This is a genomic window from Micromonospora lupini str. Lupac 08, from assembly GCF_000297395.2.
GTDB lineage: Bacteria > Actinomycetota > Actinomycetes > Mycobacteriales > Micromonosporaceae > Micromonospora > Micromonospora lupini.
Map to the genome: position 1 here is coordinate 3,065,051 of NZ_HF570108.1, position 11,350 is coordinate 3,076,400.

Here is an 11,350-nt window from a genome sequence, read left to right on the forward strand (position 1 = left end):
CCCGTCACAGGGCGCGCAGCCCGACAAGTATCGACTCGAGCAGCTCCTGCGACGGCAGCTCCGACAGCGTCGGTGGTTCGTGCGTCTCGACCAGACCCGCCCCGAGCAGGTCACCGAGGAGGACCCGGACGGTGCCCAGGGGCAGATCCAGCTCGGCGCTGACCTCGGCCACCGACACTGGATGGTGACACAGCTCGACGATCCGCGCCTGTTCGGGGAAGAGCGCCGTGGGCGGTGCGGCCGGCCGCCGCGCGACGACGAGCGAGATGAGGTCGAAGCGGCCCCGCTCCGACGCGGTACGCCCACCGGTCATCGTGTACGGACGGGCCACCGGGCCGGCGTCGTCGTCGTACCACGCCTCGTCAGCTGAGCCGGCGCTGTGCACCAGAGTCCCCGCTCCTCGCCGCGGAGGCGGGGCCCAGGGTGATCGGCAGGTGCCGTTCGGCCTGCCCCACGAAGAGCGCGACCTCGTACGCCATGTCACCCACCTCGATCTCGTCACCGGCGATCCGGACGGTGAGGATCGTCCCGTTCGGGATGGTCGCGACGAACAGGAACGCCCGCGACATCTGCACCACGATCTGCCGGAGGCCGCCCGCGTCGCAGGTCCGGGTGGCGGCCAGCCCCAACGCCAGCAGGCCGGCGACGATGCCGGAGATCTGGTCGGCCAGCTTCGCCTCCACCCGGCGGGATCCGCCGAGCGGGAGCCCGTCCGGTGAGAGCACCACGGCGAACTCCGCTCCGCTCACCCGGTCGACCAGGCGGTCCAGCGCACCGGTCAGGCTGTCCGCGGTGACCACTGCATGCGTCATCGATGTCTCCTCGTTGCTCTCGTGACCGGCAGTTCGACGGTGTCGGTGCTGCCGGGTTCGGGGCCGGCGGCCCGGGACTGGCGGACCCGCATCGGCAGCTCGCCGGTGCCACCGGCGTCGCCCGCCCGGCCCGCGCCCGGCGCGTCGGGCCCACCGCGACCCGGCCGGTACGCGGGCCCGGGGACCGCCCCGGCCGGGCCGCCGGTCACGGTGACCAGCTCGGCGGGCAGGTCCACGATCGCGGTCGTCCCGCCGCGCCGACTCGGCCGCACCGTGACCCGGGCACCACAGCGGGCGGCCAGCAGGGCGACTGTGTGCAACCCCGTGGCGTCGGCGGGCGGCTGGGCAGGCGGGTTCGCGAGCAGGTGGTTGACCTCGATCAGCGCTGTCGCGTCGAGGCCGGGACCGTCGTCGACCACCACGATCGCGCAGCCGTGCGGCCGGTGCTCACCGACGACCCGGACGGTGGTGTCCGTGGACGAGTGGGCAAGGGCGTTCTCGATCAGCTCGGCCAGCAGGTGCACGACGTCCGTGACGGCGGGCCCGGCGAGCGACCACGGCCAGTGCGGCGCGACCAGGACGCGGTGGTATTCCGGCACCTCGGCGACCGCGCCGCGCGTGACGTCGAGCAGGGGGACCGGACGCCGCCAGCGGCGGGCCGGGGTCGCGCCGGCCAGGGTGATGACCTTCTCCACGTTGCGGCGGATCCGGGTGGTGAGGTGGTCGAGCTGGAACAGCTCGTCGGCCTCCTCGGCGCTGCGCTCCCGCCGCTGCATCGCGTCCAGCAGGTCGAGCTGGTCGCGGAGCAGGACCTGGTTGCGCCGGGTGACCCGCAGGAAGAGCTCCCCGGCGCGACTGTCCTCGACCGGCCCGCCGCCGGTCTGGCCGCTGAGGGCCTGGCCGCTCCCGGTCTGGCCGGCGGGCGGCTGGTTGTCGGTGGGTGGGGCCGGCGGCACGAGCGCGGGTGGCTCGGGCCGACGCTCGTCGGTGCCCGAGCGGGCCCGCTCGTCGGTCAGGCGGCGCACGGCGGCGGCCCAGCCGAGCAGCACCGCCAGCACGGCGATCAGCCCGAGCCCCACCACCGCGCCGGTCCGCCCGACGATCACCGCGGCGCCCGGCGTGGCCCGCTCGACGCTCCCGCGGGCGGTGGTCGTCACCAGCTCGTGCAGCGCGCCGAGCGCGGCGTCCGCCGCCGTCCGCCAGTCCGCCGCGCTGATCCCGCGCAGGGCGTCGGCTCGGTCCGCCCGCAGCAGGGTGTCCTCCACGGCGAGCAGGCCCGCGAACCCCGGGCTCGCCGCGAGCCGTTGGTGCGCGCCCCGGCCGCCGGCCGGCAGGCCGGCCGCCGCCTCGGCGCGGGCGTACCGCTGGGTGGTCACCAGCTCGACCAGCCGGCGCCGCTCCCCGTCGCTGATCCGGCCGCTCACGACGGCGGCGGTGACCAGGGTGTCCTCCCGGGCGAGCAGCTCGCGGGCGCGGGCCAGCGCGATCACCGCACGGGTCTCGACAGCCAACCTGCTCTCGTACGCGCCCCACTCCGGTCCGTACACGTCGAAGGCCGCGTCGACGAGCTGGTCGTACCCGTCGGTGGCCCCGGCGCGGTCGAGGTACGCGGAGTCCACCTGGGACCGGACGGCGCCCAGCCCGTTCAACCGCCGGACGAGCGTCTCGGCCCGGTCGCGGACCGCACCGGCGCTGAGCAGGCGCAGATCGCGACCGGCCGGGAACGCCCGGACGTCCGTCGCCGCCCGGTCGGTCACCTCCCGCGCCCCGGCCAGCGCGGTCCGCGCCCGCGCCGACCCGGCCAGCGACTCGGCGGTCACCCGGCGCTCCGTCTGCAGGCTGCGGATCAGCCGGTCGATGGGCTGGCCCAGGGTGTCGGCAAGGGTCCGCACCCGCAGCAGGTCGACCGCGTCCTGACCGGTCAGGTAGGCCGCGTACGACCAGAGCGTGAGCAGCACCACCGCCGCGGCGACGAGCCGGACCCGCAGTCGCCGTTCGTGGGTGCGCGTCACGTCGCCCTCCGCCGCGACCCGTGGTGCGACCGGCTCATCGCGCCGACCGCTGCGGCCAGGGCTGCCCGGCGGCGTCGCTGGCCCGGTCGGCGACGACGGTGCGCAGCAGCGCCAGCAGCTCCGCCCGGTTGGCGCAGTTCAACCGGTTGCGCATGCGGGCCACGTGGTGCTCCACGGTCTTCGCCGAGATGAAGAGCCGATCGCCGATCTCCCGGTAGGTAAGTCCGGCCAGCACCAGCTCGGCCACCTCGTACTCCCGGTCGCTGAGGCCCTGCTGGGTGGGGGCGGCGATGGCGTCGGTCGCCTGGGTGGTGCTCTCGCCGGCGGTCGGTCGCGGCCCACCGGCGGCGGTGGCCGGCCGGCCCTGGAGCACCCGGGCGCACTCCAGCAGGGTGGTCATCGCCCGCCGGTCCGAGGTGCGGATCGCGGCCTGCCCGGCGAGGCGCGCGCCGTCCCAACACAGTCCGGTGTCGTGCAGGCCACGGGCGGCGGCCTCCACCCGCACCGGATCGACAACGCCCCGCAGCACCTCGACCCAGCTCTCGGCGGCCGCGGCGACCACTGCGGCGTAACGGCTGTGGCCCGCGGCGGCCAGCAGGGCGGCGACGTGGTCGTCGGCGGCCGCCGGCTCGCCGCTCAGGATGGCCGCGTGCAACCCGCTCCAGTGCAACGGGACGCTCCACAGCGTCGGGGCGCCGAGACGGTCGAGCAGCGCCCGGCCCTCCCGCAGGTACGGCGCCAACCGGGCCGCGTCGCCCAGCCGCGCGCCCGCGATGGCGAGTTCGCCGAGCGGCAGCAGCGTGAACAGGTCGACGGGATGGCGGACCACCGCCTCCAGGGCCTGGCCCCACCCCCGCTTGAGCGCGGCCAGGTCGCTGGTGCGCCGGCCGATGCCCATCCGCAGCGCGGCGGCGAAGAGCAGGTCACGGGACTCCAGCGGCCGCTCGTCGGCGGTCACCGTGGCGAGGCGTTCGGCCGCCGCGGCCGTCTGGCCCCGGACCATCAGGATCCAGGCCTGCAACAGTCGGTGGCGGCGTGCCATCAGTGGACCGCCGACGCCGGCGTCCTGCGCCCGGTGCAGGACCCGCTCGGCGATGTCCAGCTCGCCGGAGTGCACGGCGGTCAGGGCGGCCAGCGCGGCCGGACTGTCCGGCAGGAGCGCCGCCCGACCGTCCGGCTCCAGCAGGGCGGCGGCCTGCACGAGCGCGGAGAGCGCCGCGCTCGGCGTGCCGGTGACGCTCTCGCGTACGCCCTCGGCCATCAGCCGGGCGGCGCTGGCGTGCAGTGTGGGCGGTTCGCCTGCCGGCTCGTCCACCGGCGCACCGGCGGCCGTCAGGTCGCCGGTGGCGAGTCCGCCGACGGTGGCGAACGCCAGCGAGGAGGCGCTGCCCGACCACCGGTACAGCTCGACGCTGCGCCCGGTGTGGCCGCGGTGGGCCAGTGCGGTAGCGGCCACCACTGCCGCGTCGGCGCGGTCCGTCGGGTCGCTCGCGGCCAGCAGCCGGTCCGCCAGGCGCAGCGCGTCGTCGAGGTTGCCGGCGAGTGCGGCGGCGAGCGCCTGCCGGGCGCTCGTGGGGTGCCCGGCCGCGGTGGCGGCGGCGAACAGGTCGGCCGCGAAGGCCGGCTCGTCGGCCAGCGCCTCCTGCGCCGCCGCGACAAGCGTCGGTGCCGGACAGTCGCCCAGCACACCGACCGCGAGCAGCGAGCGCGCCAGTGGCAGCACCGGGCCGCCCCGGGCGAGCTGCAACTCGGTGAGGCGACGCCACACCGCGCTGCGTTCGGTGGCCGGGCCGAGCGTGGTGACGGCCCGCCGGACGATCGGCGTGAGCCGGCCGTCGGCGCCGATCAGCCCGGCGGCCCGGGTCGTGGCGATCAGCTCGTCGACCGCCTCCGGTTCCTGGTCGAGAAGCGGGCCGAGCATCGTCACCGGCAGCGGTACGCCGGCCGCGACCGCGAGCAGCAGCCGTCGTACGGCGGTGGGCTGGATCTCCAGCTCCGGCGCGAACTCCGAGACGACGGACCGGGGCGGTTCGGTCGGGACGCCGGTCAGGCCCGGGGCCGCGCGTAGGCCACGGGCCAGCCGCTCGACGTCGCGGGGGACGCCACCGGTCTGCGTGTGCACGAAGTCGACCAGGTCGCCTCGGTGGGCCAGCTCCGGCACGGCGGCGAGGTGGGTCGCGGTCTGCTCCCGTCCGAACGGGCCGAGCAGCACGGCCTGCCCCTCGCGGCGCAGCGCGTCGGCCAGCTCGGCGAGGGCCGCCGACCGGGGCCAGGGCCGGTGGGCGACGACCAGCCGGTGCCGACGGGTGGCGACCAGGCTCAGCAGCACGCCGATCCGCTCGTCGTCGAGCAGGTGCGCGTCGTCGACAAGCAGCAGTTCGGCCGCGTCGACGGGCTCGCCCGGCTCCGGGACGCCCGTACGCACGGTGCCCCCGGCCCGCTGCTGGATGTGCGTCAGCTCGGCGAGCAGCGCCGTCTTGCCGTGGCCGGCGGGGCCGACCAGGCCGACGGTGAGCGGGCCGGTCGGATCGTCGACGACCCGGTCCAGCAGGGCCTTGGATGCGCTGCCGAGCACCAGACGGGAGTCGACGACGTGTTTCATGATCATTGTGGTCATCCTTCGCGTCCCCGGCTGAGCGTCAGTGCCAGGCGGGACGCCTTCGGCAGGTCGAGGGGCAGGATCCGGACCGGAGGGCGCGGTGGCGGAGCACCCGGATCGGTGGTCCGGTCCCGGGGTCGGCGCGCCGCCGGGATGCTGGCCCGGCCGGCGCCGCTGACCGGCGCCGGGTCGCGTACCGGCGCCGGGGGCCGGGGGCGGGGCGACACCACCTGGCAGGCCGCGCTCGCCGCCCCGGTGGCGGCGGTCAGCTGCGCGTCCGGCTGCACCTCGACCGGGACCGGAAGCGCGGCGGTGATCAGCTCGGTGACCAGTGGGATGCGGGCCGAACCGCCGGCGAGCAGCACGCCGTCGAGCTGCGTCGGCGCGAGGCCGGCACCGTGCACGGTGCGCAGCAGGAGGTCGACAGTGGCCTGCACGGTCGGGCGGACCATGGCCTCGAACTGCGCGCGGGTCACCGGTATCCGCGCCGGGCCGGTCGGCAGGCTCAACACCACGTCGGCGGCCAGCTCGACGGTCAGTGCCCGCTTGACCCGGTCGCACTCGGCCGGCAGCCCGCGCAGGGCGGCGTGGTGCTCCCGACGGCCGGTGGCGGCCAGCTCCCGGGACAGCACGGTGCGTACGTGGCCGGCCAGCAGTTCGTCGAAGTCGGCGCCCCCGATCGGGTCGAGGCCCTGGGGGGTGCCGAAGCTCTCGTAGGTGCCGCGCGGAGTGCGCCGCACCAGGGCCGCCTCGAAACTGGCGCCGCCCAGCGCGTAGACGGCGGCGGTGGTGCCCGCGAACCCGCCGGCCGCATGACTCTCGGCGACCGTGACAGTGCGGGGCAGCAGCGTGACGGAACGCAGCCCGAGGTCGACGAGAGCCCGGTGCAGCAGTTCCCGCCGGTACGGCCGCCAGCTCGCCGGGTGGCTGAGCACGACCGCCTCGGCGGGGCCGCCCTCCGCGGCGTGCACCTGCTCCACCACCCACGCGGCCAGCTCGGCCGTGAGCGTCTGCGGCGCGCACGGCTCGCCGCCGAGCAGCAGGGGCACGTCGTCGCCGATGCGGCGGACGAAGTCCCTGGTGGTGCGGCTGCCGTCGTCGGTGGCGGGCCCGCCGATGTGCAGGGTGCCGTCCTCGGCCAGGTGCAGCACCGACGGTACGAGGGGCGAGCCGGCGTTCAGCGGGACAGCCTCCGGACGCGTCCAGGTGCGACCGTCGCGCCGTGCGACGGCGGCGGCGGTGTTGGTGCTTCCGATGTCGATCCCCAGGACGTACGGCATCCGTCTCTTCTCTTTTCGCGAGTTGGCCGGCTGGTGGCGATGGCGTCGGCGCTGCCCGGCGACCCGCCCCCGGCGACACCCGCGGGCTCCTACGTTCGTACCAGAGATCGCTCCCTGGTCGGGACCCTAATCTGGCCGGGACGGTTTCCCCCAGTCCCCCTAACGGTGGAGCCGATCAAGGCCCTAACGCAGCGCGATCGGATGCGGGCCGAGCCCCGATGTCCGGGACCGGCCCCCCGCAATAGCGTCACTGTCGACGAACGACGGTCGCCGATGCCAATCCGAGGAGAACCGGCACATGGACTCGCAACAGACCCTCCACGACTTCGTGCTCGACCTGCTGACCAACCCGGACGCGCGGTCGGCCTTCGACCTCGACCCGGAGGGCGCGCTGCACGCCGCGGGCCTCAGCGACATCACCGCCGCCGACGTGCAGGACGTGGTGCCGCTCGTGGTCGACTACGCGCCGGGGCAGGGCCTCACGCCGCTGGTCCCGGCCGTCGGGCAGCTCGGGTTCGACCCCCTGGTGACCGACACCACCGATGTGGTCGGCCAGCTGCAGAGCGTGGCGCAGCAGATCAGCGTCACCAGCTCGCCCGCCGGGGTGGACGTCAAGGCCGGTGTGCTCGGCGCCATCGCCGTCGACCCGACGACGGTCGCCGCCGGCGTGACCGTGCTTCCGGGTGTCGGCCTGGGCGTCGGCCCGAGCGGCCTCGACACCGACCTGACCGGCGTGGCAGACGTGGCGCACACCCTCGACGCGGACGTGGTGCAGCCGGTCGACGGCATCGCCGACCCGGTGCTCGGTGACGTGACCGGCACGGTCGGCGACACGACCGGCCTGCTCGGCGCCACCGACCCGGGTCTGCTCGACGGCGACCTGACCGGCGGTGTCCTCTCCGACGCGCACGGTCAGGTCGACGGCATCGTCGGCTCCCTCGGCGTCCACGACACCCTGGGTGGACTGGGCCTCACCGACGGTGCCGTCGGCGGTGTGGTGCCGCCGGTCGACGTCCCGTCCGTGGTGGGCGGCGTCACGCACCACGTGGACAGTCTCCTCCCCGGTGTCACCGGCACGGTCGGTGACGTGACCGGAGGGGTCACCGACGGTGTGACCGGCGACGTGCACGACGGGGGGCCCGCCTCGTCGGACCACGGGCTGCTGGGCCTCACCGGCGGTCTGCTCTGACGGGGATTCCCGTCGGGAGCGGGGGGCCGGGTCGCCTCGGGCGGCCCGGCCCTTCCCGGGTTCCTTTCCGGCCCCTCTTGATAATTGAGCCGAAATCCGCACACTTGGTGCGGTGATGGCGGGGATCTGGTTGGACGTACTGGACGAGATCGCCCGGACGTGCACCACACACGGTCGCGGCGACCTGCTCCAGACGGTCCGACAGAAGCGTGCCCAACTGCTGGACCCGAAGCTGCGCGTCCTGGTGGTCGGCGAGCCGAACCAGGGCAAGAGCCAGCTCATCAACGCGATCATCAACGCGCCGGCCTGCCCGGTCGGTGACGGTCGTACCACGGTCCTGCCGACCGTGGTGCAGCACGCGGAGGCCGCCGCCGCGGCCGTGGTCCAGGCGCCGCCGGCGTCGGGACGGCCCATGGGCACCGCCGGCACCCCGGCCGCGACGCTCGTCGAGCGGACCCCCCTGGCGCTCGACCAGGTCGCGGCCGGGGTGTCCGGCGCGGTCGGGCGGCAGCCGGGCGGCGGTCCGGCGTACGTCGAGGTCGGCCTGCCCCGCGCGATGCTCGCCGCCGGACTGGTGCTTGTGGACACTCCCGGCACCGACCAGGTCGCGGCGCTCGGCGGGGCCGCGGAGGTCGCCGCCTCGACCCGCGCGGACGCCGTGCTGCTGGTCTCCGACTCGACGAGGGAACTCTCGGTCGCCGAGCTGGACATGCTGCTGCACGTCACGCGCTCGCAGCCGAACGTGGTGGTGGTGCAGAGCAAGACCGATCTCGTGGCGGACTGGCGTGCGGTGGCCGAGCGCAACCGGCAGCACCTCGCCGACGCGGGCGTCGCGGCGCCGCTGATCCCGGTGTCGGCGACCCTGCGGCTGCGCGCGGCGGCGACCGACGATCGCGGCCTCAACGCCGAGTCCGGCTTTCCGGCGCTCATCGCCCGCCTGCAGCGGGACCTGACCGGCAAGGCCGACCACCTGGCGCGGGCGTCGGTGCAGGCGGTGGCCCGTACGGTGGTGGAGCAACTGGCCGCGCCGCTGCGCGCCGAGCTGGCGACGCAGGACGCCGAGGAGCAGTCCGGGCCGATCTCCCGGCTGCACGCGGCCCAGCGGGAGGTCGACGAGCTGCGCCGCTGCTCCACCCGTTGGCAGAACACCCTCGCCGACGAGATGGCCGACCTGCTGTCCGACATCGAGTACGACCTGCGCGACCGCACCCGTCAGATCCTGCGTGCCGTGGACGAGGCGTTCGACACGGCCGACCCTCTCGTCGCGTGGGACACCTTCGCCGAGTGGCTGGAGCGCAGTCTCGTCGAGGCCGCGGAGGCCAACCACGAGTGGCTGATCCAGCGCTGCGACTGGGTCGCCCGTCGGGTGGCCGCCAATTTCGACAGGTACGGCTACGACGTGCTGCCGCCCTGGTCGATGACGATGCCGGCGGATCTCGGCGACCGGCTGCCGGATCTGGAACGACCGCGGATCGACCGGTTCACCACGGGGCAGAAGCTGTTCACCGGCATGAAGGGCTCGTACGGCGGCATGCTGATGTTCGGCCTCGCGACGACCCTGGCCGGAATGCCGATGATCAACCCGGTCTCGGTCGGCATCGGCGCGCTCTTCGGCGGCAAGAGCATCCGCGACGAGGGTAAGCAGTTGCTGCGCCGCCGGCAGGCGACAGTCAAGACGGCCATCCAGCGGCATGTGGACGAGTTCTTCGTCCGGATGGTCCGGGACTGCCGCGACGCCGCCCGTCAGGTGCAGCGGATGCTGCGCGACCACTTCACGGGGCTGACCGAGGAGTTGCAGGAGGCCATCGTGCAGTCGTTCCGCAGCGCGAAGCAGGAGGCGGACACCGATGTCGCCCTGCGCGAGCAGCGGCAGCGGGAGATCCGGCTGAAGATGACCCGCCTGGCCGCGCTCTACGAGCAGTCCCAGCAGTTGACCGGCGCCCGGTCCACACCTGTGCTGTTGGAGCCCCGGGCATGACGGTCGGGGTGCGGTTGGACGAGGCGGCGTGGGGGTTGCTGCACCAGGCCATGGACCTCTACCAGCACGACGGGCGGGCCGTCGGGCGGTTGCGGCGCCAGGTGGCGCGGTTGGAGCAGCCGCTGCGGATCGCGGTGGCCGGCCCCTGGCGTGCCGGCAAGTCGACGGTGCTGAACGCGTTGATGGGGGAGGAGGTTGCGCCGGTCGAGGGCGCCGACGGCGTCTTCACCTGGTACGAGGACGGCACGTCGCCGCGCGCCACCGCCTACCCGGTCGGCCAACCGCCGCAGGAGCTGACGGTGGTCAAGTCGGCGACCGGGATGCGGGTGGATCTGGGCTGGCGGGTCGGGGAGGTGCGCGACATCGTGGTGCGGTGGCCGACGCGGGCGCTGCGGCAGGTGACGCTCATCGACACCCCGGCGCTCGCGGCGGTCGACGAGCAGGGCCACGCGCCGGTGCTGGATCGCGTCCTGCGGGACTCGGACGCGGTGCTGTTCCTGACCCGCGACGGTCGCGACAGTGACCTTCGGGTGTTGGAGTCCGCTCGGGACAGTGTCGTCGGGCAGGCCGCCCCGGTGAACGTGATCATGGTGTTGTCCCGGGCGGACGAGGTGGGCGGCGGCCGGATCGACGGGCTGCTCACCGCCCGCCAGTTGGCCCGCCGGCAGCACCGCGATCCCCGGGTGGGCGCGCTGGCCGTGAACGTGGTGGCGTGCAGCGGGGCGATCGGCCTCGCGGGCCGGATGCTGAGCGAATCCGACTTCGCCGCGCTCGCGACGCTGGCCGGGGCGTCCCGCGTCGAGTTGGAGGCCCACCTGCTCTCCGCCGACCGCTTCGTCCGTGGCGAGCTTCCGGTGCACCTGGACGCGGAGGTGCGCGCCGGTCTGCTGGACCGGTTCGGGCTCTTCGGGATCCGGCTCGCGACGACCCTGGTACGCGGCGGGTTCGACACCCGGGTGACGCTGTCGGCCGAGCTGATCCGGCGCAGTGGGCTCACCGAGCTGCGGGAGTCGATGACCCGTTGTTTCGTCGATCGTCGCGACACGCTCAAGGCGCGCTCGGCGCTGGCCGCCGTGGAGGCCCTGGTGCGGGCCGAGCCGGTGCGGGGCGCCGACGGGCTGGTCGGCGCGATCGAGCAGATCCTGGCGGGCGCGCACGAGTTCCGGGAGTTGCGCCTGCTGGTGGCGCTGCGCAATGCCCGCCTCGGTTTCGACGCCGAGCTGGCGGCCGAGGCGCGGCGCCTGGTCGGCGGTGACGGGGTGGGTCTGGCCGCGCGGCTCGGCGTCGAGCACGAGGCGACGGTGCAGCGGCTGTGGGAGGTCGCCGCCGACGCCCAGTGGCGGTGGCGGGACCGGGCCGAGGACCCTCTGCTCCCGCTGGCCCAGCGCCGGGGCGCGGAGGTGGTCGTCCGCAGTTGTGAGGGGATGCTGGCCGAGCTGGCGGCGGGCGGTCGCTGAGCGCCGCCCCCCCGGGGCGTCCA

General features: G+C 75.0%; 8 protein-coding genes. 3 read left to right on the top strand and 5 right to left on the bottom strand.

Features of this window, described 5'->3' with window-relative positions; genetic code table 11:
- Nucleotides 1-4: 4 nt before the first annotated feature.
- The 5 genes from MILUP08_RS15130 to MILUP08_RS15150 are packed head-to-tail and all read right to left on the bottom strand — an operon-like array spanning nt 5 to nt 6,703.
- A complete protein-coding gene (locus tag MILUP08_RS15130) occupies nt 5-385 on the bottom strand; it encodes a DUF742 domain-containing protein (RefSeq protein WP_007459105.1) in 381 nt (126 codons plus the stop codon).
- Complete coding sequence (locus tag MILUP08_RS15135) at nt 363-812, bottom strand: roadblock/LC7 domain-containing protein (protein WP_007459107.1); 450 nt, start codon at nt 810-812, stop codon at nt 363-365. Before MILUP08_RS15135 ends, MILUP08_RS15130 begins: the two co-directional genes overlap by 23 nt.
- Nucleotides 809-2,824 (bottom strand): sensor histidine kinase, encoded by a 2,016-nt coding sequence (locus MILUP08_RS15140; protein WP_007459110.1) that lies wholly within the window; start codon nt 2,822-2,824, stop codon nt 809-811. The genes MILUP08_RS15135 and MILUP08_RS15140 overlap by 4 nt, the downstream gene beginning before the upstream one ends.
- A 34-nt stretch (nt 2,825-2,858) precedes the next feature.
- Nucleotides 2,859-5,432, bottom strand: a complete 2,574-nt coding sequence (locus MILUP08_RS15145; RefSeq protein WP_051065726.1) for a helix-turn-helix transcriptional regulator — start codon at nt 5,430-5,432, stop codon at nt 2,859-2,861.
- A gap of 5 nt (nt 5,433-5,437) precedes the next feature.
- Complete coding sequence (locus tag MILUP08_RS15150) at nt 5,438-6,703, bottom strand: Hsp70 family protein (RefSeq protein WP_007459114.1); 1,266 nt, start codon at nt 6,701-6,703, stop codon at nt 5,438-5,440.
- A gap of 298 nt (nt 6,704-7,001) precedes the next feature.
- Here MILUP08_RS15150 and MILUP08_RS36345 point away from each other — a divergent pair, with 298 nt between their 5' ends.
- The 3 genes from MILUP08_RS36345 (at nt 7,002) to MILUP08_RS15165 (ending at nt 11,327) form a co-directional block, all read left to right on the top strand.
- Nucleotides 7,002-7,892, top strand: a complete 891-nt coding sequence (locus MILUP08_RS36345; protein ID WP_007459117.1) for an IniB N-terminal domain-containing protein — start codon at nt 7,002-7,004, stop codon at nt 7,890-7,892.
- A 115-nt stretch (nt 7,893-8,007) separates the two neighbouring features.
- A complete protein-coding gene (locus MILUP08_RS15160; protein ID WP_007459120.1) occupies nt 8,008-9,870 on the top strand; it encodes a dynamin family protein in 1,863 nt (620 codons plus the stop codon).
- Nucleotides 9,867-11,327 (top strand): P-loop NTPase family protein, encoded by a 1,461-nt coding sequence (locus tag MILUP08_RS15165; protein WP_007459122.1) that lies wholly within the window; start codon nt 9,867-9,869, stop codon nt 11,325-11,327. Before MILUP08_RS15160 ends, MILUP08_RS15165 begins: the two co-directional genes overlap by 4 nt.
- Nucleotides 11,328-11,350 lie beyond the last annotated feature (23 nt).